We start from the raw sequence: 22,353 nt of genomic DNA on the forward strand, positions 1-22,353 counted from the left end.
GACCACGCGGATGTCGAGCTGCTTGCCGAACCGGAGCACCCGTTCGGGCGACTCGGGGGTCGGCGACGGGGCGGTGTAGTGGCTGGATGCGGCGGCTTCCTCGACGAGGGTGGCGAGTAGCTGCACCGGCAAGGCGTCTGGGGCGGCGCTGTAGCCGTCCGGGGTCTTGGGGCCGTCGAGGCGGATCAGGCCGTGGAAGTGGATCAGGCCGCGGGTCTGGTACTCGCCGACCTTGGCGTACTGGATGCTCGCGCGGTCGTTCAGGCGGTACTGGGTCACCCCGAGGGCGCGGGCCAGGCGACGGTTCAGGGCGATGGTGAATCGGCGCCACAGTTCCGGGGCCCACCACTGCCACACGACGTGGCCCTCGTAGTCGTAGCAGTCGCCGCAGATCGGCTGCCCCACCAGCGGGTCCGCCCCGTTGTGAGTGGCCATGCACCCGGTCGGAAGGCCATGCGCGCACCGGCTCGTCTTGTCGCGGGGACGGCAGCGGACCACCGGCTGCCCGGGCTTGGGGGCGCGGTGCACGTGCCCGAACGAGGGCGCGGTGAACGTCACGAAGAGCAGCGGGTTGCCGGCCACGCTCTCGGGGACGGTCTTGCCGCCGACGGCGCCAGCGCGGATCAGCTCGAAGGTGTCCCGGGCGTAGGTGCGGGCGCAGGCCGGGCAGACCGAGGCGCGGCGGTTCCCGCACGGCACGAGCGTCACCCCGAGCGGTGCGTCGGTCGAGGAGTACGAGGACAGGACCTCGCCGGTCCGGGTGTCGACGGTCTGGCTGGAGCCGGCCAGGTGGATGGGGCGGGTGCAGTAGTGCACCGAGGCGGCGGCGTCGGTGAACCCCGTCATCGTCCGGTCTCGGAACCGGCGCACCAGCGCGGCAGCCCCGGTGTCGGTCAGGCCTGCGAGGTCCAGCGGTGCGTCCTCCCCGAACCCGGGGAACGAGCCCGTGCCCAGAGACGGTCCACCGCTTGTCGACGTCGCGAGCCTCACGCCGCGTCACCGCCGATGGGTGCGGCAGGCGCGAGCGAAAGTGGCAGCAGCCCCTGTTGTGCGTCGACCCGTGTGCGGCGCGTGCGGACCGGGACCCAGCCCGGCCCGGCGGGTTCGATGTAGGCGGGGTCGCGGTTGGTGCCGGCCCACCAGCCTGCGCACACGTTCGCGTCGGCGACGTAGGCGGCGCAGTCGGCGAACACGGGGCAGGCCCGGCACACCGCGCGCATCGACTCGGCATCCCATGGCCCGATGTTCTCGGGCTCGGCGATCCAGGGCAGGTCGGTGCGGGTGCCGCAGGAGCCGAGGGACTGCCACGGCACCGACCCGAGCGGCCGGTGAGCGGACGCTGCAGCAGGCTCACTCCACACGGCCTCGAGGGCTGCCCACCGGGCCGAGCGGGACAGGCCGGTCATGCGACCTCACCGACCTCGGTGGGCGCATGCGAGCGACGGAGGCTGTCGTCATTAGTGGCGGTGAGGCTGTCGGCCAGGACGTCGGCCAAGACAGTGCCGAGGGTGTCACCACGTCGCAGCCGCCGGGTCAGCCGGCGGCGTTGGGGCGGGGTCGTGCCGCCGTAGATGGTCCACTGGTCGCCGAACACGAGCGCGGAGGCAAGGCAGAGTCGCCGGACCGGGCACTCGTGGCACACCTCGATGCCGCGGACCGTGTCGGCCGGCTCGTCGGAGAGCCACCAGTCCACCGGCCCGGTGCGGCACAGCCCGTCGTCGTGCCACCGGTTCATGTCCAGCTCGGGCAGGGTCGGTCCTCCGGTGCGGTCGACCCACGCGCGGGGCCGGCCCCACGGCTGCTCTTCGCGGGGAGGCTGGCTCTTCATGCCGCATCACCGCCCAACCCACGCTCGGCGGACGGCGTCACGGACGCTGAGGCGCGCGGGTGCCGGGGTTTGCGCGGTGCCCGGGGCTTCCGGGGACGAGGGCTCGCGCCAGACCCGTCCGCGTGGTCCGTGTCCCCGGTCGCGCCAGGCACGTACGGGATCGCCTCGACGTGACCGAGGTCGACCGCGACGTGCGCCTCGCTGTCGTCGTGGGCAGGGTTGGATGCGCGGTGCCGGGCGGCGACGTCCCGGACGAGGCTGTCGGGCCAGAAGTCGGCCCGGACCCGGTCCGCGGACCCATCCTCTTCGATGACCCACGCCGTGCCTGGCGCGGCCGGGGAGATCCGGTGCGCGGGGGCGGTGGCGGCGGCGCCGTCACCGAGGACCATCCGGGTCTCCTCGGCCGACCGCAACCGCAGCGCGACGGTCTGGGTGAACAGACCCCGCAGCCCGATGACCTCCTTACGCGGGTCCTGCACACACGCCAGCACGACCACGCCGAGCGCGCGGCCCTGGGTCAGGACCTCGGCCAGCAGCCGGGACGCCTCCTTCCGGGTCTCCGGGTCCGAATACGCGGTCAGGACCGCGAGCTCGTCGATGGCGAGCACGTGCAACGGGTCCGCCGCGGTGGGTCGGTGCAGCCGGGACGTGCCGGCCATCCGGCGGCCACGCTCGTCCACCACCTTCAGCAACCGGGTCAGCACGGTGACCGCCTGCCCGGGCGTGGTGGCGACCTCCGCGAACAAGCCACGGCCCATCCCGACCTCGACCCCGCGCTTGAGGTCGACACCCCAAAGCCGCACCAGCCCGGCGGACACAGCCGGGGCCAGGCCGCCGCAGACCCCCCAGAAGACCGAGCCCTTCCCGGAGCCGGAACACCCGACGACGAGGGTGTGACGACCAGTCACCGGCAGGACCCACCGGGTGCCGTCCTGCCGTCGACCCACCGGCACAGCGTCGACCCGCACGATGCTGCTCGAGGCGGGGGCGGGGGCGGCGGTCGCGTCGCGGGCGGCGCCGAGCCGGTCCGCCATGACCAGGACGACCTCGGCCGTCGACGGCGACAGCGCGCGGAACCGGAACGAGCGCGCGGACGCGGCGGCGGCGAGAGCCGGGGCGGCCTTCTCGAGGTCGTCAACCGTCTGCCCGGTCCTGGCCCGAATCGTCATCGTGAGCGTCCCGCCCTTCGCCGTGGCGGAGCAGAGCCGTGGGTGGACCCACTCCCTCCGCGCTGGCGGGGCGGGCTTCTTGGCGACCTCCGCGACGACCTGGTCCACGACCGAGGGCCGCGTCTCGCGCTGCACCGACAGGCCACACTCCCGCGCCAGGTGAGGCCAGCGACGACGCGCCCACCACGTCCACGACACCCGAGTCGACGGCCCCGCCACGAACCGCTGGTACGAGGTCGGCCACCAGTGGGACCACACCGCCGCGACCAGCGCCGGGGCCCACCAGCCGAGGATCAGCGTGCGGATGGCGGCGGGCTGGCCGGCGGGGACCAACCGCACCACGAACGCCGCCGCGGCGACGAGGACGGTCCAGGTCAGGTGCCGCCACGTCCACAGCACGACACCCCAGAGCACCGCCCACACGTGTGCGGGAACCTGGCGCATCACGCCGCGCCCTTCGCCTGACCCTGCTGGCCGGACTGACCGGGGGCGATCATGGACTCCGCGCGGAACGACCACGAGATCCGACCACGACCCATCGAGGTCTCCTCGATCCAGGGCAGGGCCGTCAGCCCGGTGAACTCGACCGGCGTCCACGGAAACGGCGTCTTGTTCTCTGGAGGAACCGGCTGGACCTTCGCGAAGAACTTGACCGTCACCGCGGTCTCGCGCTTGCTGGCCTCCTCGTCCGCGTCCAGGACCGTGACTGACCAGACCAGCAGGCCCGTCTCCGGGTCGACCTGCTGCGGACGAGAACCGTCCGGGCGCTTCTCGGCGTTGAAGTCCAGGACCGGCTCGACCGAGCCCTTGAGGAACGCCCCGTTCGGGAACACGTCGCCGAACCCGACCTTGAACCGCTTCTGCATTGCCATGATTGCTCATTGTCCAGTCGTCTAGAGCAGTTGCTCCGTGACTAGAGTAGAGCACTCATCTAGACAAGCGGCAAGCGATGGCGTCAGTTGGCCGGGAACCGGTACTCCAGCACGTAGCTCGGGGCGGCCTTGACCGTGTCCGTCAGTTCGACAGGCAAACCGTTGACGTCTAAGGCGATTCGTCTCACCGTGAGGACCGGCGTGCCCGCAGGCAGACGGAGCCGGCGTCGTTCCTCCGGGGATGGCATTCGAGCCGCCACTTCCTCGGAGAACTCAGCGAGCGCGTGGCCGGTCTCCTCGATGCGCGCGTAGATGCCGCCTGGGCCGGTATCGGACTCCTCGATCGGCGTCCCCTTCGCGATCGACAGAGGGATGTACGAGGACGCCAGCTCAACTGGCTGGCCGTCCATCAGGTAGCGACGTCGGCGTGCGACCACCCGCGCCCGGGCGGAAAGGGACAGCGCTTCGCGTACGTCACTGGACGCCACCTCGTTACCGACCTCGATCTCATCGACGGATGGGACACCAACGCCCTCGGCCTCCGCGATGAAGGCGGCCTGCCCGGCCTCTCGATGCCGCCGGGCGAACCGATCCGACGCCACGCGGCGGACCACTGGACGCTGGCGAACGAACACGCCACGCCCGTGCTCAGCGACAAGGAGCCCTTCGGCGCTCAACTCCCCCAACGCCTGACGAACCGTCATGCGCGCTACGCCGAAGTGCTCCCTAAGTTGAGTCTCGGAGGGCACCTTGTCGCCCGGAGCGATGCGCCCGGAGCTGATGGCCTCGCGAAGCACTGTTGCGATCTGCTTGAAGGCAGGAGTGTCCGAGGTCTTGTCGACCTGGCCAAGCTCCAGCATGGCTACTCCTCCAGACGTCTGTAGTACCTACACTTTGGCAGATGAGCACCCACGGCGTAACCGAGACACCGCGCCACTCGGTCAGTGTCGCCGCCGCAATCTTCGACGAGAGCGGCGAAAACGTCCTGCTCATCAAGCGCCGCGACAACGGCAACTGGGAACCACCTGGCGGCGTCCTCGAACTCGACGAGACCATCGAGGATGGCCTCCGGCGTGAGGTCCGCGAAGAAACCGGCGCAGAGATCGAGATCGGTCCCCTAACAGGGGTGTACAAGAATATGCCCAGGGGCATTTTGGCCCTCGTATTCAGATGCTGGCTGAGCAGCGAGCCAGCCGGAACAAGCGAGGAAGCAGAAATGGTCCGCTGGACGCCATCGTCTACAATCCACGACATTCTGGTCCCGGCCTATTCGCAACGAATCTTCGATGCAAGGCCAGGAGCGGGCGCACCAGCTGTCGTTGCCCACGACGGCCACAATGTACTCCACAGCAGTCGGGACCCTCGCAGCACGTGAGAACTAGGTACGCGCCAGATCCGTCAACGGCCCTTTATGACGGAAAAGAGCTCACGAATCACCGCGAAGCGCTCCGATATTCCTGGGTCTACGATCATCAGAAGTGTAACAGCAGCCCATGCTGTACCAAACAGGACTAGAGCATGGCTGGCTAGTCCGTCAAGTTCAAATCCCAACGATTGAGCACCGAGAATCGCAGCAATGGGAATAACTCCCGAAACGATGCTCCTCAGATTCGCCTTCACTCCGGTAACCACACCCATCGCTCGGCCGTGCAAAGCCTGAGCAGTTGGCAAATCGTGGTAAGTCCCTTTGAGAAGGATATCCACCAAAGCGGTTAGTTCGAGCTCCAAGCTCTTGACCGTGTCGCTTCTCGGGAGGGCGACCCAAAGACAGAGGCCCCGGATGTGGCGTGCCGCGCCCTCGCACCGATCGATGAAACTCGCGGCCCCATCCGCGTCAGGTATCCGGATGGCTCTTGGTAGGTGACGTCCCAGACAGTCGGCGGCGCGATCCAAGGACCTGATCATCTGATTCCGGCGTTCGAAGTATAAGAGAGGGTCTTGGCGCGCAAGCGCCTGGAGGACGACCACGATCTCGCCCGCAGCGGTTACGCCAGGCGACCGCCCGATGCGCCGCAAATCTGACATCCCGGCCCGCCCTATGGCGAAGAGCCCTCCGAGAACCAGCACATATGCGCAGGCAACGATGAGAAACAGCGTCGAGCTAGATACATCGAGGAATAGGACGCGCCCATTGTCCGGCACGCCCGATGCCCAAGCCAATAGAACGATCGGCGACACGATTGCTAGCAGAAGACCGCGGATACCCATGTGCGGGAAGAAGTAAATCGCGATCGCGGGCAATAAGAGGGTGAGTACCAGCGCGACTATCGCCAGTAGAACGAAAGCTATGCCAAACTGAATCCACCCTATAATCATGCCGCTCAATATGACCAACAACACTATCGCAAGGGACGCGGAGAGAACATTGCCCCGCTTTTCGGCGGCCCGATAGACCATCTTGGCGTCTGCGACGGCAAACTTCCGGTATGTACCCTCCATCCGCGGCCTGCCATCGACCATGGAATGCCAGTCCCCACGCTGTGCACACACCTGCTGCCACATGGAGTATCGCGCCCGGAACAGCTCGGACGGCTGCGACCTCTCGACATCCGCTGCTACAGCGCCGGCGTATGCGGAGAAGCGTCGCGCGCGAAGACTTGAACGTCGTCCCCGCCTCGTGGGAGCGGAGCCATCCGGAGCTGTTGCCGAGTGGGCTTCAAGGTCATCTCCAAGCAACGCCGAGGACTCAGCCGCCGCTGGAGCCGGAACCGTACTCTCGGACACAAACGCCCCCATTGCTTGGATTGTGAGGGCACCATTCGAGCACAACTTGCGGCCTGGGCCGATGGATACACGCAACGCGGCCCGAGGATTTGTCACGCGTCAGGCGGTCGAGCCCGGCTACAGGCGATCGACCTTCGCCACCCGTCCGAGCGCGCCCCGGCATAGCCGCGTGCGAAACCGCAACATCGAACCTGTCAGTCTCGGCCGCAGTCGGGCCTGATCTCACGGCGCGCCAGCGTGCCCCTTCTTCGTGGCGATAAGAAGATCGGCGAAGACAGCAATCATAGAATTGTGATCGCCCACCATCGAGGCTGCCGCGGCCGAGCCGAAATCCGGGTGTTGCGGGCGAGGTCGAGGAGACAAAAAGATCGGCAGGCCGTATCTCGCACAGATCCAAATGACCCAAAGACGCGCTGTTCTTCCATTGCCATTGGCAAAAGGGTGGATCCGTACCCATTCCCCATGCGCCCACGCAGCAAGGTCGAGAATTTCAAGCTCATCGTCGGGAGAGAGCGGAGCACCTAGAGCAATGGCTCCATCGAGTCTCGAGACGCGTTCTCTAAGTTCGGCAATAAAGAGGGAAACTTCGGCGCTGACTTGACGCGCCGGAACGGCCCGGAGGGGCCCTGCCGACGTGCTGACCGCAACCTCGTACCCTAGCAGTTTCGGGGCGGTTCGATCCCCGCGAAATCGACCTCGGTACTCCGGCTCAGGTACATGAGTACCGCGCAACAGTGCTGTGTGCCACCCCTTGACCAGGTCCCGCTTAGGCGGCCGGCGATCGGCGGCGTTCACAACTATGTCTTTAGCGATGGCGGCTATGTCTTTAGCGATGGCGGCGCCGTTGGCCTCTAGGGTTGGCAGGTCCGCGGGCAAGTCAGGCCCCCAAGGCGCACCAAGCGGGCCTCTCCGCCCACGTTGCCCGCCTATGACTCCCCCTAATCGTCCAAGCGGTGCGCCTCCATCATGTCACCGTCGTACGAGATTACATCGACGCTCGAACGCTGGCTGCGAAGGCGCTCAAGAACGCCGCGCCGGGTCTCAGCAGCAGCCTCTTGGAGTACGGCGTCACGCTCGCCAGCGAGGAGACGATCAACTCGGGAAGGCGAGCCCGCTACGAACCACGAAAGCGCGGAATCGCTTCCCTGATCAGTCCGCATGGTTCTCACGGCAGCGCGCAGGCGCAGGAGGTCCTTGAGCGAGTTTGGGCGAGGGACCGAGTTCGGATTGCGCAGCCAACTGTAGAACGTCTGCTCGGAAAGCCCCGCAATCTTGGCGACTTGGGAATTGGTCAAGTGGAGGAAGTGCGCCAACTCCTCCCACGCATCGATACCGGCGTGACGCGCCTTCACCGTGGTCAGTGATTGTGGCGCCGCCTGATGCCAGGACGAGAAAGGTGCACGCTCAGAAAAGCTGGTACGCGCCATACATCCGGACAAGGCGACAAAGTGATCCTCCAGGACTTCCACTATCACCTGAGCCCTGGAGCGAGAGCTCCATAGGCGTTCTCCATGGGTGGCCAGGACTATGGAAGGTGTCGCAGAGGCGGGGACGCCTCTAAGCGTCGTGACTCCAACCACGTTGTGCGTCGGCGTCTCCCGCGACTCCCCCTCATAAGCGGGAAAACGGAGGAAATCGATACCACCGACTACTGAAGTCTCATGTGGATTCAGCAACTCCATCTGGATCCCCCTTCAATTTTGCCAACCCCGAAGACGTCAATGAACTCTGAAAGAACGAAGTTATCGTGTCGTTGAAGGCAGTTGCTGCCTCAGCGATACCTGAAACCGAGAACTCCAGACCACGTTCCCGATAGGCGTCTAGGTCCAAGAGAAAGCTCAGCTCATCATCTGGGGACCGGACAGTCCCATAACGAGCGACTACCGTCGCGCCGCCATCTATGGAGAAGACGCAACGTCCATCCAAGTCGAGAGCGGCCTCTCCGAAGGGCGGCTCGCTTAACGGCCCAAGGAGCCAAGGAGCAACAACGCCCGCGAACTCATGCGGCGCAGACAAGACGTTGTCTGTAAGGGCGCTCCCGCGGATAACGTTCACGTACCGTAGGCCCAACCGCGCCTCAAGAACCGGGGTCACAACGTCCGAAACAGCTTGCACCAGTTCCTGAACTCGTGGGGCAAAATCCCGATCCCAGGTCGTGTAGGCCGTCGTCTCGAGCGCGAACGAGTCAACTCCGAGTGTGACGATCCACGAACCGTCCTCGGTAGCGAGACGATGGCCGCTTTGTCCTTCAAGCTCGACACGCTCCATCGGGGCATCGACGGCCCGCTGGATCAGTTGGATCTGTTGCCCGGGTGCACGGGTGAGCTTCGGGTAGCGCGAAGCCAAGAGCTCACGCAGACGCAAGGCCGTGGCAGGCGCGGCCAAGGCCAGGTTCTCCTCAACCTTGACCTGGCATACGACCAGAGACAAGGGCGACCGAGCGAGCGCCGCCTTCTCTGCTAGAGGCAGCTGGAGTGCCACCAAGACCTCCTCATGGAGTCGAGTCTGACGCATTTATAGTCTAGTTGAAGTGGAATTGCTAGAACTCGGAGGGGCTCGGGTAGTTGCGTTCCGCCGCCGGCTCAGAGTGCACACGCCAGCTGGCCCGCCAACTGGCGTCCGGGACGTGTCGGGCTGCAGGCCGGTGCACTCACTTCTTCGCACCATGTCGAATGTCAGTCGAAACGGGCGGGACGCACGGGACGCACGGGACGCACGGGATGTCTCACGTGAGGACTTTCTCTACTGGCTCAAGCGCGCCTACGGCGCGAAGGAGCGCGGGGCCCCGCGATGGGGACCCCGCGCTGCGGCGCTGGCGCGCCTACGCGCACCCCACCGCACCCCGCGCATGCGGCAGTGGCCCGGCTCACCCGCGGAAAAGGTTCTCCCGGTGCCACTCGAAGTAGGGGGCGCTGCCTGCCGTAAAGGCCGAGCAGCGCCCGCCGTCGAGTTCCTGAAGCCGCTTTGCCACGGCGGGCTCGCTCTCCGAGGTCGCCGAGTGAACATGGCCAGATGCATCCACGGTCACGAACCCGGTTTCGTACAGTGCGTCGCAACCAAAGACACACGCGGCCATGGCGATGTTCCGCAGGTCGCGGCGTTCGTCGTCATCGCACACGGCGCGCTTCTTGATATGGGCAGCCCAAAGAAACCGGACCGGGTACCGCTCCCCGCACAGTGCGCAGTCCGCAGCCTCCGCCTTACCGAAAAGAACGTCGCGTAGGTTGCGCTGTTCCCGTCGCGCTTCGACTGTCGTGGGCGTGGACAGATCGCCTTGGAACGTCAGACCCTCAGTGTCGTCCTGACCAGGCGCCGTGCCGGAATCGGCGTGACCATGGGCGTGTTCGCCGGCAGGACCGAGAGTGAGGACGGGAGGTGAGCCAGCGATGGAGACGCCCGGAAGCGTGCGCAGCACAGCGCCGATGAAGGCACTGCGGTAACCGGCGTCGTCAGGATGGATAGTCAGGGCTCCCACCTCGAGGAGCTTGTCCAGTGCCTCCTGTACTTCCGCCACGGGAACCCGCGTGCCCTTCGGAGACCGCTCTGTCGCGACAATGACGTGGGTGCCCTGAACACCGAGGATCATGTTCGGGCGACCACTCGCTGTCTCCAGGGGACGACCAATCAGACGACGCAGCAGATCGGCCGCCCCACTTTGGGCCTCCGCTGGAGCCTGGGCCGAAGGACGCTCCTGCGCGACGTCGGGGAAGCGACTCCCGAAGCGCGTCATGAACCGCTCATAGAAGCCGGCACTGACGGGGAAGAGGTAGCCAACCTTGACCGCGGCGTCACGCTGAAACGGGCCGTGCGAGGGTTCGGCGAGACGCCAATCTTCGGGAATCTCGTTGCGGTGGACCGGTCGGCTCGAGTCGAGGTAGTCGACGCGCACGAGACGGCCGTCTTGCTCCCACATCGCAGCCGGCAAACTCTCTGGCCGGCGACTTGGAACCGACTCGGAGACCACGATCCCGAGAGCCCGGACCTGTTGATCCGCAAAGTGGAGGACGATGTCACCGACTGCCACCTTGTCCATGTTGTCCCAGTGGACCCGCCCGCTACGGCCGTCGGAGGCACGCATGGGTGCCCACATGATCTGCTCACGCCGCTCCTGGCGGTAGCTCTGGCCCTGGTTCACCCACCAATAATTCGTCACGGACCGGTCCCCTCCTGCTGCACAGATTCAACGACCCCTGACCGTACCTGCCACCGCATACTGCGCCTGGGAAACGACGGTACTCGGCGGTCGAGTTACAGGTAACGGCACCTCCGAGCCGCCGACCCGACGCTCCACTGTCCGCCCGCCTCCGCACCGCATCAAGGGCGCTACGCGTCACTCCGTGATGGCCTCCGGCCCCCCTTGACCCGGCCACTCCGGCAGGCTGTCCTGCTCCGCTATCGGTTCGGTGGCTCTCCCTGCCCGCCTGACAGACTGCCTGACGACGCCCGGTCATGACGAGCCCCAACGAAGGACCTCGATGGACGGTCGCCACGTTGCGCATGACCCGTCCGAGCCGACGAAATGGCCTTTGCAAGCAGGGGGTTAGGGGTTCGAGTCCCCTTGGCTCCACCACAGGGCGCAGGCCCTCCCGATGTGGGGACGCGGCTCCTTCACCTCCGTAGCCGAGGGCGGTGCCGTGACCCGCTTCGCTCGAACGGTCGGGCGAGGGCTCGCGTCAGCCGTCGTGCGCCCGGCGGATGATGGTCGTCGCGGTGTCGGTGAGGCTGGCTCCTTCGGTTCGGGCGAGCTCGAGCAGCATCGTGTAGGCCTGCTCGACGGTGACCGTGTTCTGGTGGGCCAGGACCCCCTTGGCCTGTTCGATGACGGTGCGTCCGGCCAGGGCGGCTTCGGTCAGGGCGGTGACCTCGGCCATGCCGAGGTCGTGCGGGGTGATGAGCACGAGGGTCGCGATGTCTGCGAACGCCTGTCCGAGCGTGGCGTCATCGCTGGTGAGGCTCGCCTTGTGGTGGAAGATGTTGATGGCCCCGACCGCCAGCCCGTGCCAGCGCAGCGGGTGGGCTTGGACGGCACGGTAGCCGGCCGCGTGGATCCTGGCCGCGAGGTCGGGCCAGCGGTCGGCGAGGTCCGAGCCGTCATCCTGCAGCACCGCCGCATTGCCCGTCAGGGCCTCGGCGCACGGGCCGTGTCGTTCCTGCGCCTGGTACAGCTCGAGGTCCAGGGCGTGGTGGGAGGTGGCTGCCAGGACGTCGAGGCCGCCCGACGGGGTGGACACGAGCATGCCGACAGCGGCGGCGCCCATGGCTTCTTGGACGTCGCCCAGCAGGGTGGTGATCACGTCCAGCACGTCGTGCCGGGACACGAGCGCCGAGGTGGCCCGCGCCAGGGCTTCGATCGGGGTGAGTGTCATGGCTGGTCGGTCCCGTCGCTGGTCTGGGTGGTGTCCGGTGGCGCCGCGCCTCGCCTGGTGGGGTCGGTGTCCGGGTCCGGCGCGCTGAAGTCGAGGTCCCCGGCGACGACCGAGGCGGCGACACGGGCCAGCGGCCAGCTGTGGGCGAACGCGTGTGCCCGCAGCAGGGCCAACGCCTCGTCCGCGCTGATCCGCAGCTGGGAGACGACCATGCCGGTGGCCTGGTGGATCTGCGCGCGGCTGGCCCAGGGCCCGCTGAGGTCGGTGGCCAGCGCGTCGGGATCCTTGAGGATCGCCACGCCGATCGCATCGGCGAGAAACTGTGCAGTGTCCTCCTCGAGCCGAGGCATGGAGTCGGCCGGCTGGTGACAGGTCAGCACACCGAGGACGTCGCCGTCCGGGTGGACCGGGATGGCGGTGATCGACAGGGCGCCGAAGGCCTCGCGGACGGCTTCATCCAGTTGGGCCCACCGCGCGTCCACCGATTCTCCCCGGTCCCCGATGATCGCGCGGATCTGGCGACCGGTGCGGTATGCCGTCGGGCCGGGCCCCTGCCCGAGGACGTCCTGCAGGTCCTCGAGTCGGGCCGCCTCGTCGTCGGTGGAGCACAACGTCACTCGATGCGGCGCCGTGTACGCGATGGTGAGGGAGGCACCGCGCGCTCCCAGGATGGACACGGCGGCACGACAGAGTTGTTCAGGAAGCGACGCGTGTCTCTGCTGGACGGCGACCGCCTTCGCCAGCTCCGTCAGCACCGAGGCCTTGTCCCTCATGCCGTCTCCACGTTCCCGCGCGCTTCGCTGTCCCGGGTCACGGTCGACGCCTGGCGACGGTGACGTCGAGAACACCGGTGTCGATGACGTCCTCCGCGACGTCCGCAACCTTCCGGTTGCTGTTCTGGCTCGCGATGCGGAGCAGATCGAGCGCCTGCTTGTCGGTCACCTTGTGCCGTGCCATGAGGATGCCCATCGCCATGCCGATACGACCGTGGGTGCGCAGGCCGCGCTCGAGGTCCTCAGCGCGGCGTCGGTTCAGCGCCGCCGAGGCGGCTTGGGCGCCGTGCGTGGCCAGGAGCATGCCGATCACTGTGTCACGGTCAGTGAACGAGTCGGGCCGCTCGGCATACAGGTTCAAACCGGCTACGACACCCTCGGTCTGGAGCCGCATGCGGTAGGACAGCATGCTCCGCAGACCGAGCTCCTGGGCCAGCCTCTTGCCGTACTCCGGCCACCGGTCGTCGGTCCGCAGGTCGCGCGGGCGGTAGGCCGTCTCCTCGACGATCGCGTCGATGCAGGGCCCGGAGCCGAGCTCGTACTGGATCGCGTCCGCACGTCGGATGCGATCGTCGGTGGCGGCCGCAGTCGCGAAACGTTCCCGCCGCATGATCGTGATGCTGGCGCCGACCGCGTCGCTCACCCGCTCGATCGCGACCTGCGTGATCGCCTCGAACGGCGCCCGATCGCCGTCCCTGCTCAACCGGACGCCCAGCTCGTCGAACGAGACCGCCAGCCGCCGAAGGTCTTCGAGGGTACTCGGCATCGGGGACCGACCCTCCGACGAAGCCTCCCGCGCCCGCGCGGTCGGACCGACCCCCCCGTCAGCCCGAGAGACGACACGTCGAGGGCACCCGACGACCCCGTTCCGCGCCGGTCGGCCGGGGTGCCATCGCGACCCTGGTCACGTCCCGTACCCGGCGCCGTGGGCGAGCCACCGTGCGAAGGACGGCTCTCACGACTCATGACTGGCCTCTCGTCGGAGGATCCCCGGGCGTCACCACGGCCGGCTGCCGGGTTCCACACCCGACTCCAGTATGGACCTCCTCACGGTCCGTGCACCGAGGCGCACGGACCCGGGTACACGCCGGCCCGCACGCGCTTGGCCCTGCCCCCCTTGCCGCCGGTCACGGAGGGTTTGCCCCGGAGCAACCGGCGGGCCATCCCTCACCCTGCGGCTTCTCGAGCGTCGGCAACGTCCCGGTCTCGATCACCTCGGCGGCGACCAGGAAAAGCTTGCGGTTCTGGTGCTGACTGACCGTGCGCAGCATCCCGAAGGCGTCGTCGCGGGCCAGCCTCTCCGTGGCCATGATGATCCCGATCGCGACACCGATGTCTCGGCTGTGCTCCAACGCAAGCTCGAGGTTGTCCACCTTGTCCTGCAACGCGCCGACCTGCTCGGCGAGCCGGTCCGCATCGTCCTGCTGCCTGATCCTCCCCAACAGGCCTCCCGGCCCTCCCATCGGTCCCCTCCGGATGTGATCGACGCCGTGCGGCGGGTTCCTGACCTACTCCGCCATTATGGACCGCTTCCCGCGGCCACCGGCGAACCGCGCAGACAGGGAAACGACGCCGTGACGTGCCAGGTCAGCGGAACGCGAGGGCCACGGCGTCGAGCCGCAGCCGGACGCCGCCGCGCTGGCGTCCGCATCCACCGGCGTCGGATCGCGTCGTCGGCGAAGGCCGCGTACACGGCGGACGGATGCGCGAGCCCCGCGTCAGTCCGCCGACGGGACGGACACACGCAGCACTCGGGTACCGCGCAGGTCGAGCACGACCTCGTCGCGGATCACGGCGACGCGCAGCACGACCGCCCCGCACCCACGGCAGCGGGCGGTCGAGCCCATGCCGGTCTCGTAGAGGACGAGCTCGGCCACGCGCTGCTCGCGGGTGCACCCGACGCAGAGCACCCAGGCGCTCGTCACGTCGACGCCGAACACCTCACCGAGCCGCCCGGCCAGGGCGTTGCCGTCCAGCACGTCGTCCTCGCCGCGTCGACCCACGGGATCGGTCATGTCAGCCCTCCACCCGGACCGAACCGCTCGGTCCCGATCGTGTGTTCGTCGTGGCCCAGCTGGACGAGCGCGTCCGACACGGCGTCGACGAAGGCCGTCGGTCCGCACACGTACGTCCGCAGACCGGTGCCGACCGGTGCCCAGCGCGCCAGCTCCTCCGGGGTCACCCGCTGGGCGCCGCGCGGATCCGCCTCGGGGGCAGACCGCGTGTGGACGATGCTCACCATGAGCCCGTCGTCGAGCCGCGCGCGTCGCTCGAGCTCATCGGCATAGATGACGTCTGCGGGAGTCCGTACCGAGTACACGAGGTGCATCGGCACCCGGCTGCCGGACTCGTGCCGGGCCCGCACCATGGCCATGAGCGGCACGACGCCCGCGCCACCACCGAGCAACAGCACCGGCCCGCCCGAGCCGGCCCCAGCGGCCTGCGCTCGGTCCGAGCCGGCGGACCCGTCGACGTCGGGGCGCCAGACGAACCAGCCACCGACCGGCCCGCGCACCTCGACGGGGTCCCCCACCGTGAGCTCGCGGCCGAGGAACGGCGACACCTCCCCCTCGGCGAGCACCTGGACCGTGAGCTCGACCTGGGCCCCGTGGTCCGGGGCGGCGAGCGAGTAGGACCGTTGCGCGGTGTAGCCGTCCGGGGCGGTGAGCCGGACGTCGACGTGCTGCCCGGGCAGGTGTCCCCGCCACTCGGGCACACCGAGCACGAGGGTCACGGCATCGGGCGTCTCGTCCTTGCGCGACACGAGGTAGGCGACCTGCCAGGTCACGCGAGCCATTGCGGACGCGCTCCCTCAGTCGCCGGCGTAGCGCTGCTCGCGCCACGGGTCGCCGTACTCGTGGTAGCCGAGCTGCTCCCAGAACCCCCGCTCGTCCTCGAGGAGGAGGTCGATGCCGGTGACCCACTTGGCCGACTTCCAGAAGTACAGGTGTGGCACGAGCAGACGTGCGGGTCCGCCGTGCCACGGCTCCAGGGGCTCTCCCTCGTACTCGTGCACCACCCACGCCTGTCCGTCGAGAAGGTCCTCGAGCGGCAGGTTGGTCGTGTAGCCGCCGTAGGAGCGGACGAGGGCGAAGTCGGCTGCGGTCTCGACGTCCTCGAGCAAGGCGTCCAACGCCACGCCGCGCCACGAGGTGCCGAGCTTCGACCACGTGGTGACGCAGTGGATGTCGACCGTCGGCGTCTCCTGCGGCATCTCCATGAGGTCGCTCCACGACCACTCGTGCCGCTGCCCGGCCTCGGTCGTCACCGTGAAGGACCACTCGGCGAGGTCGACGTGCGGCGTCGGGCCCGCCTGCAGCACCGGGAAGTCATCGGTGAGGTGCTGGCCCGGCGGCAGGTCGACGGCCGGTCGACCGCGCCCACGAAACCCCGGGGTCACGATGCCCACGGTTCCTCCCTTCGACAGGACGACGAGAGGACATCATGGCGCGGACGACGCGGGGCGGGAAGCCCTTGCCCCGCGTCCGACGAGCGGCGCAGCGAGCAGGACGACCACGGCAGCCACGACTCCGAGCGGCAGGTACCTGGCGTCGTTGCTGTGGTTCGTCGCGTAGATCCACGACGCCAGGGGCCGGTCGAGCAGGGCGATGCCCGCGGCGGTCAGCCAGGCCCGACCGGCGGGAAGGGGCCCCAGGGGTAGGCCGATGGCGACGAGCACCGCCGAGGCGAAGCCCCATACCGCGAACCACGCCACCCAGTAGGTGGCGGCGCCGGAGTCCTGGAGAGAGACGGCGTAGTCGAGCAGCACGAGTACGCCGACCGTCGTGCCGACGAGGACGGCCACGACCGCGGGGTCCGACCACCGGACGCCAGCCCGGACCAGATGCGATCGCAGCGGCGGCGAGCCGAGCGCCACGAGGGCGACCACGGCCATGGACAGGGCGCCGAGGAAGCTCGTCCACCAACCCGGGCCCGGGGCCGACGTGGTGCCGTCCCGGAGCAGGCCTATCGCGCCGAGCACGTGCAGACCCCCGAGGGCCGTGGTGGGCAGGACCAGCGCGAGCCCGACGGCCGGTGACGCACGTCGGGCCAGCAGCCCCACTCCGGCCGCGACGGTCAGCACCAAGTAGCACCCGACCTGGACGACGAAGTCATTCCCAGGGTTGGCGGCGGAGTCGTCCGCGCCCCACGGCAGGAAGAGACCGCCGACGACGACGAGCAGCCCCGACGCGATGGACAGCCACCCGAGCACGGCGCGCACCCGCGCGAGCCGGGCGGCCTCCGCCGAGCCGGCGTCTGCCACGGGCGCCGCCGGTTCTGCGGACGCGGCGACACCCGCGGGGGGCGCCGGCATAGTGGGCGTCGGCGTGGTGGGTGCCCCCGACTCGGTGGGCGCCGGCGTGGTGGGCACCGGCACGAGCCGCCGGGCACCCGACAGCGCGTCGCCCTCCGCCTGAGCCGGCGACGTCGCCCCCGGCGGGGCAGGCGACGGCCGGCCCTCACCGGTGTGGACGCCTTGTCCTGCCCCCGCGACGGCGCCGATCTCGTGGGTACCGGCCACCGTCGCCCCCGCGTCGGCGAGGTCCCCTGCCACCGAGGCGGTGACGGTGACGCGGGTCGACCCGGTCGGCGCGGTCACGACGAGGACCCCGCTGAACGCACGACCGGTGGGCGACAGCGTCACCACGATGCGGTCGCCGTCCACCTCGGCCGACAGGGGCGGGTCCGCCGCGACCTCCACCGAGCGCGCGAGGGGTGGGCCGCCCAGCTGGAGCGTCCGCTCGACGTCGACGGCTGCATCGGCGTCGAGCTCGCCGAAGTCGAGCGACGCCGGCGACACCACGGGCCCGGCCGCCTCGATGGCGGCCAGCGCGTCGTCGGAGACCGCGCGCACGTCACCGGCGGCGACGGCCCGCAGCGCCTCGAGTGCACCGAGGGCGACCCCGAGGTCGGGGTGGCCCAGCCGGTCGCGCAGGTCGAGCACGGCGCCGCGCCGGTACGTGGGGTCGGGGTTGCGCAGCGCGGTGGCGAGCGCGTCGGGCAGCGGCACCGCCTTGACGCGTCGGCGGCGACTGCGCGCCACGTAGATCTCACCCGACATCTCGATGTCGCGACCCGGGGTCTGCTTGGGGTTCGCCTCGCGGACGCGGTCGAAGACGTAGTCGTACAGCTCGTCGAGCGACACGAGCCCGTCCTCGTCGCGGTCCGCGTCGCCGGTCCGCAGGCCGTGCACGACGGCCGACGTGAAGACCGACGGCGGCACCTCGTGCTCGGCCGTCAGCGTCGTGCCCTCGAACGCGTACTCGATGGCGCTCGAGGCGCTGATGACCGCGCGGCCACGGCCGCCGCCGAGACGCCCCGCGGGGAAGGCATCCATGACGTTGACCGGTCCCGCGGCGCGCACGGCGACGCCCTCGCCGAAGGCGCCGCCGTAGCAGCAGTCGAGGAACAGCACGATGCTGTGCGCCCGCGAGCCCCGCATGCACCGCTGCACGAAGTCGGCGGGCACCGAGGACGACGCGAGCCTGTCCGGACGCGTGTTGCGCGCCGCGATGAACAGCTCACCGGAGTCGCTCTTGAGACCGTGCCCGGAGAAGTGAAGCAGGACCAGGTCCTCGGGCCCGCTGTCGGCGAAGAGGTCCTCGATGTGGGCCTGGACCTCGTGCGAGGCCGCGTTCTGCACGACGTCGACCTCGAAGCCGCCGACCTCGGGATCGCCCAGCACCTCGCTGAGCGCCACCGCGTCGGCCGCCGCCGACCGCAGCTGGCCCAAGGCGGCGTGGTCGTAGGTGTCGGTCGCCACGACGAGGGCGCGGCGCCGCCCGGTCACGCCGGGGCCTCCGTGCCCTCGACGTGCCGGAGGAACAGCTCGAGCAGCCGGTCCTGCTGCTCCTGCGAGGCGTCGCTCAGCTCGAACACGTCCCCGCCGACCTCGATGCGCACCGAGCGGGCGTCGCCGGCGCCGCGGCCGAGCCACCCGCGCAGGGACGCGACGAGCGCCGTGAGGCCCCCCGAGCCGAAGACCGCGACGGCGAGCGCGCTGACGGTCGCGGCGTCGATGGCTCGGGAGCCCGGGTCCAGCACCGCCGGTCCCGGGGGCAGGGCCTCCACCTCGTCGAGCCCGGCGAGCTCGGACCGCAGCTGCCGGTGCAGGGTGTCGAGGCGCAGCCCATCGGCTCCCGACTCGGACAACGCCAGAACGATCGTCGCGCCCATGTGGCCACCTCGCAGTGCCGTTTCCAGAACAGTACGCGCGTGGCACCCCCGCGATACAGGTCTTGTCGGACACCGCAGCGCCACCGGTCGAGGACGAAACGGACACCCCCGCCGGCACTTCCCCTGCGACGGCGAATCCACAGCGGGTTTCTCTGGCGCGCGGGACGCGGTGGTGACATGCTCGGTGGAGCAGCAGTTCACCGGGCAGGTGCCGGCAGGAGCACCGTCGCAGGGGCGGCGAACCGCGTGCACACATGGGACGGACCCGACATCGGGGACGTAATAGAAACTTCAGCCAGCCTCTCGCGCGTACCCCCGGTCCGGGTCTAGACTGGGCGACAGCGAAGGGTTGGGCCCGCACGAACCGCGCCCAGCCCTTCTGCATGTGCTGGCTCGCACTGTCCCCCTGTCGGTGCGAGCCAGCTCAAGCAGAGAAGGACCCGGATGCCATCGGCATCCGGGTCCTTCTCTGTGCTGCCGGGGGCTCAGGCCTGCCCGGTCTCCTCCTTGGACTCCGCGGGGCTGGCCGACCCGCGCGGGGAGGTCTTCGTCGAGGCGCCGTTGATGGCGCCGCCCTCGAGCGCGTCGTCGCTGATGGCGTCGGCACCCGGGCCCTGGTCCGCGTCGCTGACCTGGCCTTCGGCGGCCGACGTGCCGCTCAGCGGGTCCTCCGCACCGGTGGCCGCGGCGTCGGCGACCGCCTCGTCGGAGCGGTCCTTGGCGTCGGCGATCGCGGACTGGCCCTTGGCGGCGAGGCCACCGGCCTTGTCCTTGGCCGCGTCCGCGAGCTCGGCGCCCTTCTCCTTGGCCTTGCTCGCCACCTCGGAGACCGCGCCCTTGGCGTGCTCGACCTGCGTGGCCGCCTTCTCCTTGAACGAGCCGCCGGCGTGAGCGGCGTGCCCGTCGAGGGGCGTCGCCCAGGGGTCGTCGGCCTGCTTCTGCTTTCGGTAGGCGGCGACGGCGGCGACACCGGCCGCCGCGAGGCCGATGGCGATGAGCCACTTGCCCCGACCGCTCTTCTTCTTGACGACGGCCTCACCCTTGAGCACGGCATAGGCGTCCTGGGCGCGGTGGCTGCCGACCGCCGCGGTCTCGCGCGCCTGGGCCGCTGCCTGCTCGAGGTGCGGCTGGGCGGCCTCGCGGGCCTGCTCGGCGCCGGCCGCCAGGGCCGCGGCCGCCGTGGCGATGGCGGCGCCGACCTTCGGCAGCACGGTGTCCACGAGGGTGTCCTGCGCGTGCTCGATCTTGGGGCGCGCTCGGTCGGCGGCGTCGTGCAGGGCCTCACCGGCGACCTCGCGAGCCGTCACGGCGGCCTCGGCGAGCTTCTCACGCGCGGCCTCGGCAGCCTCCTGGACAGCCGGGGTCGCCGCCTCGCGGGCGGCGTCGAGCCGCAGGCGCGCCAGCTGCGCCGCGTGCTCGGCCTGCACGCGAGCGGCCTTGGACGCCTGGGCGGCGGCCACGGCAGCACTCTCCTTGATGGTCTCGAGCTGGTCCCCGGCGGCCGACCCGAGGTCGGCCGCGGCGGCGCGGGACTGGTTGGTGCGGAACATACGTCCTCCTAAAGTCCTCTCGTCCTTACCCATCCTGCCAACATCGGGCACTGGCCGCACGCGCGCCCCGGGCCACCGCCGGGCAGGGGCGTTCGAGGCCGGGCCGCCCGGCTCGTCGGCCCCGGACGGCTCGTCGGTCGCTCGAGTCAGCTCGTCGACCCGCTCGGGCGCGTCGGACCGGCGTCGGTGCCGGCGTCGGTCCCGGCGTCGGTCCCAGCGTCGGGACCCGTCGCCTCGGGTGACACCGGCGGCACGGCGGCGGCCGTGGGGTCCGCGGGGCTCGGCGCGGCCGGCGTCGCAGGGCCGCCGGTGTCCGATGCCGACGGTGCCGACGGTGCCGCCGGGTCGGCGGGGAACGGTCCCGCCTCGGCCACGCCGTCGGCGGCCGCAGCACCGGTGGCGCCGGAGGCGGCCGTGTCGGGCGACGCGGCCTGGGCCACCTTGTCGATGCCCTTCTCGACGCCGGCGCGGACCTTGTCCACCTGGTCGGCGTACTTGCCGTGCGTCTTCTCATCGATCTTCGCGGTCGCCGCCTCGACGTAGCCGTCGATCTTCTCGCGGTTCTCCGTCGCGAACTCGCCGGCCTTGTGCTGCGCCTGCTTGGCGGCCTGCGCCGCCGCCTCCTGCAGGTGCCGGGCCTTCGTCTCGAGGTCGAGCTCCTCGGCCTTCTTCTTCAGCTTGTCCAGGAACGACATCGCTGCTCCGCCCTTCGTCTCGTCGTGCGGCTGGTGTTCCGACGCGGCACGTGCGGGCCCGTCGCACCGATCCTTTCTCCTCGGCCAACGGTGGGTCCAGCCCACGCGTTCCCCGTCCCGGTCTGGACGTACCCCGCTTCGACAGCGGTCCCACCGCTGCCGCACGGGTGGCGCAACGGCGTGCCGTGCGAGGATTGGGCCCATGAAGGCAACCCTGCACACGAACCACGGCGACATCGTCGTCGACCTCTTCGAGCACCAGGCCCCGAAGACGGTGGCGAACTTCGTCGGCCTCGCCAAGGGCGAGAAGGAGTACAAGGACGAGGCGGGTCGCACGAACCCCACCCCGTTCTACGACGGCCTCATCTTCCACCGCATCATCCCGAACTTCATGATCCAGGGCGGCTGCCCGCTGGGTCAGGGCTTCGGCGGCCCGGGCTTCACGTTCGACGACGAGATCAGCCCCGACAAGGACTTCACCAAGCCCTACGTCCTCGCCATGGCCAACGCCGGCAAGCGCATGGGCAAGGGCACCAACGGCTCGCAGTTCTTCATCACGACGGCCCCGACCACCTGGCTCCAGGGCAAGCACACGATCTTCGGTGAGGTCGCCGACCAGTCCTCGCGCGACGTCGTCGACAAGATCGGCAGCGTCGCCACCGGACCGAACGACAAGCCGCTCGAGGACGTCGTCATCACCTCGGTGACGGTCGAGGACTGAGCGCAGCACCACCCAGCCACCGCACGGACGAGACCGGCAGGGGGAATCCCGTTGTCCGACAACCTGACTGGCCCACCTCCCGAAGCCGGGGTGCCGCAGCCAGCTGCCGGTCCGTCCGTGTGTCCACGCCACCCCGACCGGGAGGCGTACGTCCGCTGCCAACGCTGCGGACGCCCCGCGTGCCCCCAGTGCCAGCGCCCGGCGGCGGTCGGCATCCAGTGCGTCGACTGCGTCCGTGAGGCCTCCCGCACCGTGCCGGGCGCGCGCACCGTCTTCGGCGGGCGCGCCACCGACGGCACGCCCGTCGTCACCTACGCGATCGTCGCGGTCTGTGCGGTCGTCTACCTGCTCCAGCGCGCCGACCCGTCGGTGACCCGCGACTTCGCCTTCGTGCCGGCCCTCGGATGGACCGAGCCGTGGCGGTTCGTCACAGCGGCCTTCCTCCACTCACCGGCGACGATCTTCCACATCCTGCTCA

General features: G+C 69.5%; 25 protein-coding genes. 3 read left to right on the forward strand and 22 right to left on the reverse strand.

Features of this window, described 5'->3' with window-relative positions; translation table 11 throughout:
• The 6 genes from ACR9ZK_RS12610 to ACR9ZK_RS12635 form a co-directional block, all read right to left on the reverse strand.
• Window positions 1–990 (reverse strand): replication initiator (locus tag ACR9ZK_RS12610; RefSeq protein WP_481342270.1); only part of this gene is annotated, 990 nt, incomplete at its 3' end.
• Window positions 987–1,406: a WhiB family transcriptional regulator gene (locus ACR9ZK_RS12615; RefSeq protein WP_481342271.1), complete on the reverse strand. Its 420-nt coding sequence runs from the start codon at window positions 1,404–1,406 to the stop codon at window positions 987–989. The genes ACR9ZK_RS12615 and ACR9ZK_RS12610, both read right to left, overlap by 4 nt.
• On the reverse strand, window positions 1,403–1,828 hold the full coding sequence (locus ACR9ZK_RS12620) for a WhiB family transcriptional regulator (RefSeq protein WP_481342272.1): 426 nt from the start codon (window positions 1,826–1,828) through the stop codon (window positions 1,403–1,405). Before ACR9ZK_RS12620 ends, ACR9ZK_RS12615 begins: the two co-directional genes overlap by 4 nt.
• The gene (locus tag ACR9ZK_RS12625) at window positions 1,825–3,441 is read right to left on the reverse strand and encodes a hypothetical protein (protein ID WP_481342273.1); all 1,617 of its coding nucleotides are present in this window, start codon (window positions 3,439–3,441) and stop codon (window positions 1,825–1,827) included. Before ACR9ZK_RS12625 ends, ACR9ZK_RS12620 begins: the two co-directional genes overlap by 4 nt.
• Complete coding sequence (locus ACR9ZK_RS12630) at window positions 3,441–3,869, reverse strand: plasmid replication, integration and excision activator (protein WP_481342274.1); 429 nt, start codon at window positions 3,867–3,869, stop codon at window positions 3,441–3,443. The genes ACR9ZK_RS12625 and ACR9ZK_RS12630 overlap by 1 nt, the downstream gene beginning before the upstream one ends.
• A gap of 83 nt (window positions 3,870–3,952) precedes the next feature.
• On the reverse strand, window positions 3,953–4,729 hold the full coding sequence (locus ACR9ZK_RS12635) for a GntR family transcriptional regulator (RefSeq protein ID WP_481342275.1): 777 nt from the start codon (window positions 4,727–4,729) through the stop codon (window positions 3,953–3,955).
• Window positions 4,730–4,770: 41 nt separating this feature from the next.
• Here ACR9ZK_RS12635 and ACR9ZK_RS12640 point away from each other — a divergent pair, with 41 nt between their 5' ends.
• Window positions 4,771–5,244, forward strand: coding sequence for an NUDIX hydrolase (locus ACR9ZK_RS12640; protein WP_481342276.1), 474 nt, complete (start codon window positions 4,771–4,773; stop codon window positions 5,242–5,244).
• A gap of 23 nt (window positions 5,245–5,267) precedes the next feature.
• Here the strand turns inward: ACR9ZK_RS12640 and ACR9ZK_RS12645 are convergent, their stop codons facing one another.
• From ACR9ZK_RS12645 to ACR9ZK_RS12720, 16 genes are all read right to left on the reverse strand, one after another.
• The gene (locus ACR9ZK_RS12645) at window positions 5,268–6,329 is read right to left on the reverse strand and encodes a hypothetical protein (protein ID WP_481342277.1); all 1,062 of its coding nucleotides are present in this window, start codon (window positions 6,327–6,329) and stop codon (window positions 5,268–5,270) included.
• Between the two features lie 486 nt (window positions 6,330–6,815).
• On the reverse strand, window positions 6,816–7,388 hold the full coding sequence (locus ACR9ZK_RS12650; RefSeq protein ID WP_481342294.1) for a Fic family protein: 573 nt from the start codon (window positions 7,386–7,388) through the stop codon (window positions 6,816–6,818).
• A 143-nt stretch (window positions 7,389–7,531) separates the two neighbouring features.
• Window positions 7,532–8,062, reverse strand: coding sequence for a hypothetical protein (locus ACR9ZK_RS12655; RefSeq protein WP_481342278.1), 531 nt, complete (start codon window positions 8,060–8,062; stop codon window positions 7,532–7,534).
• A 190-nt stretch (window positions 8,063–8,252) separates the two neighbouring features.
• Entirely contained in the window at window positions 8,253–9,074 is an 822-nt protein-coding gene (locus tag ACR9ZK_RS12660) for a TIGR04255 family protein (protein WP_481342279.1), read from the reverse strand.
• A gap of 385 nt (window positions 9,075–9,459) precedes the next feature.
• Window positions 9,460–10,728: a hypothetical protein gene (locus ACR9ZK_RS12665; protein WP_481342280.1), complete on the reverse strand. Its 1,269-nt coding sequence runs from the start codon at window positions 10,726–10,728 to the stop codon at window positions 9,460–9,462.
• 538 nt (window positions 10,729–11,266) lie between these two features.
• Complete coding sequence (locus tag ACR9ZK_RS12670; protein WP_481342281.1) at window positions 11,267–11,959, reverse strand: GAF and ANTAR domain-containing protein; 693 nt, start codon at window positions 11,957–11,959, stop codon at window positions 11,267–11,269.
• Window positions 11,956–12,732: a GAF and ANTAR domain-containing protein gene (locus ACR9ZK_RS12675; protein WP_481342282.1), complete on the reverse strand. Its 777-nt coding sequence runs from the start codon at window positions 12,730–12,732 to the stop codon at window positions 11,956–11,958. Before ACR9ZK_RS12675 ends, ACR9ZK_RS12670 begins: the two co-directional genes overlap by 4 nt.
• Window positions 12,733–12,769: 37 nt before the next feature.
• On the reverse strand, window positions 12,770–13,498 hold the full coding sequence (locus ACR9ZK_RS12680) for a GAF and ANTAR domain-containing protein (protein WP_481342283.1): 729 nt from the start codon (window positions 13,496–13,498) through the stop codon (window positions 12,770–12,772).
• Between the two features lie 361 nt (window positions 13,499–13,859).
• On the reverse strand, window positions 13,860–14,174 hold the full coding sequence (locus ACR9ZK_RS12685) for an ANTAR domain-containing protein (protein WP_481342284.1): 315 nt from the start codon (window positions 14,172–14,174) through the stop codon (window positions 13,860–13,862).
• 276 nt (window positions 14,175–14,450) lie between these two features.
• The gene (locus ACR9ZK_RS12690) at window positions 14,451–14,747 is read right to left on the reverse strand and encodes a DUF6510 family protein (protein WP_481342285.1); all 297 of its coding nucleotides are present in this window, start codon (window positions 14,745–14,747) and stop codon (window positions 14,451–14,453) included.
• The gene (locus ACR9ZK_RS12695; protein ID WP_481342286.1) at window positions 14,744–15,529 is read right to left on the reverse strand and encodes an FAD-binding oxidoreductase; all 786 of its coding nucleotides are present in this window, start codon (window positions 15,527–15,529) and stop codon (window positions 14,744–14,746) included. The genes ACR9ZK_RS12690 and ACR9ZK_RS12695 overlap by 4 nt, the downstream gene beginning before the upstream one ends.
• A 15-nt stretch (window positions 15,530–15,544) precedes the next feature.
• On the reverse strand, window positions 15,545–16,141 hold the full coding sequence (locus ACR9ZK_RS12700; RefSeq protein ID WP_481342287.1) for a sulfite oxidase-like oxidoreductase: 597 nt from the start codon (window positions 16,139–16,141) through the stop codon (window positions 15,545–15,547).
• A gap of 33 nt (window positions 16,142–16,174) precedes the next feature.
• The gene (locus tag ACR9ZK_RS12705) at window positions 16,175–18,523 is read right to left on the reverse strand and encodes a caspase, EACC1-associated type (RefSeq protein WP_481342288.1); all 2,349 of its coding nucleotides are present in this window, start codon (window positions 18,521–18,523) and stop codon (window positions 16,175–16,177) included.
• Window positions 18,520–18,909 carry a hypothetical protein gene (locus tag ACR9ZK_RS12710; RefSeq protein ID WP_481342289.1) on the reverse strand — a complete coding sequence of 130 codons (390 nt, stop codon included), beginning with the start codon at window positions 18,907–18,909 and terminating at the stop codon, window positions 18,520–18,522. Before ACR9ZK_RS12710 ends, ACR9ZK_RS12705 begins: the two co-directional genes overlap by 4 nt.
• A 485-nt stretch (window positions 18,910–19,394) precedes the next feature.
• Window positions 19,395–20,459 carry a hypothetical protein gene (locus ACR9ZK_RS12715; protein ID WP_481342290.1) on the reverse strand — a complete coding sequence of 355 codons (1,065 nt, stop codon included), beginning with the start codon at window positions 20,457–20,459 and terminating at the stop codon, window positions 19,395–19,397.
• Window positions 20,460–20,605: 146 nt separating this feature from the next.
• Window positions 20,606–21,154, reverse strand: a complete 549-nt coding sequence (locus ACR9ZK_RS12720) for an antitoxin (protein ID WP_481342291.1) — start codon at window positions 21,152–21,154, stop codon at window positions 20,606–20,608.
• A gap of 202 nt (window positions 21,155–21,356) precedes the next feature.
• Here ACR9ZK_RS12720 and ACR9ZK_RS12725 point away from each other — a divergent pair, with 202 nt between their 5' ends.
• The gene (locus tag ACR9ZK_RS12725; protein WP_481342292.1) at window positions 21,357–21,875 is read left to right on the forward strand and encodes a peptidylprolyl isomerase; all 519 of its coding nucleotides are present in this window, start codon (window positions 21,357–21,359) and stop codon (window positions 21,873–21,875) included.
• Window positions 21,876–21,992: 117 nt separating this feature from the next.
• On the forward strand, window positions 21,993–22,353 hold a 361-nt coding region (locus ACR9ZK_RS12730; protein WP_481342293.1), incomplete at its 3' end, for a rhomboid family intramembrane serine protease.

The organism is Monashia sp. HAY1-5C (genome assembly GCF_056755255.1).

Bases quoted from the DNA above. Each gene is read 5' to 3' on its own strand.
- ACR9ZK_RS12615 (WP_481342271.1), bottom strand. From the start codon at position 1,406: ATGACCGGCCTGTCCCGCTCGGCCCGGTGGGCAGCCCTCGAGGCCGTG.
- ACR9ZK_RS12620 (WP_481342272.1), bottom strand. From the start codon at position 1,828: ATGAAGAGCCAGCCTCCCCGCGAAGAGCAGCCGTGGGGCCGGCCCCGC.
- ACR9ZK_RS12625 (WP_481342273.1), bottom strand. From the start codon at position 3,441: ATGCGCCAGGTTCCCGCACACGTGTGGGCGGTGCTCTGGGGTGTCGTG.
- ACR9ZK_RS12630 (WP_481342274.1), bottom strand. From the start codon at position 3,869: ATGGCAATGCAGAAGCGGTTCAAGGTCGGGTTCGGCGACGTGTTCCCG.
- ACR9ZK_RS12635 (WP_481342275.1), bottom strand. From the start codon at position 4,729: ATGCTGGAGCTTGGCCAGGTCGACAAGACCTCGGACACTCCTGCCTTC.
- ACR9ZK_RS12640 (WP_481342276.1), top strand. From the start codon at position 4,771: ATGAGCACCCACGGCGTAACCGAGACACCGCGCCACTCGGTCAGTGTC.
- ACR9ZK_RS12645 (WP_481342277.1), bottom strand. From the start codon at position 6,329: ATGGTCGATGGCAGGCCGCGGATGGAGGGTACATACCGGAAGTTTGCC.
- ACR9ZK_RS12670 (WP_481342281.1), bottom strand. From the start codon at position 11,959: ATGACACTCACCCCGATCGAAGCCCTGGCGCGGGCCACCTCGGCGCTC.
- ACR9ZK_RS12675 (WP_481342282.1), bottom strand. From the start codon at position 12,732: ATGAGGGACAAGGCCTCGGTGCTGACGGAGCTGGCGAAGGCGGTCGCC.
- ACR9ZK_RS12680 (WP_481342283.1), bottom strand. From the start codon at position 13,498: ATGCCGAGTACCCTCGAAGACCTTCGGCGGCTGGCGGTCTCGTTCGAC.
- ACR9ZK_RS12690 (WP_481342285.1), bottom strand. From the start codon at position 14,747: ATGACCGATCCCGTGGGTCGACGCGGCGAGGACGACGTGCTGGACGGC.
- ACR9ZK_RS12695 (WP_481342286.1), bottom strand. From the start codon at position 15,529: ATGGCTCGCGTGACCTGGCAGGTCGCCTACCTCGTGTCGCGCAAGGAC.
- ACR9ZK_RS12710 (WP_481342289.1), bottom strand. From the start codon at position 18,909: ATGGGCGCGACGATCGTTCTGGCGTTGTCCGAGTCGGGAGCCGATGGG.
- ACR9ZK_RS12715 (WP_481342290.1), bottom strand. From the start codon at position 20,459: ATGTTCCGCACCAACCAGTCCCGCGCCGCCGCGGCCGACCTCGGGTCG.
- ACR9ZK_RS12720 (WP_481342291.1), bottom strand. From the start codon at position 21,154: ATGTCGTTCCTGGACAAGCTGAAGAAGAAGGCCGAGGAGCTCGACCTC.
- ACR9ZK_RS12725 (WP_481342292.1), top strand. From the start codon at position 21,357: ATGAAGGCAACCCTGCACACGAACCACGGCGACATCGTCGTCGACCTC.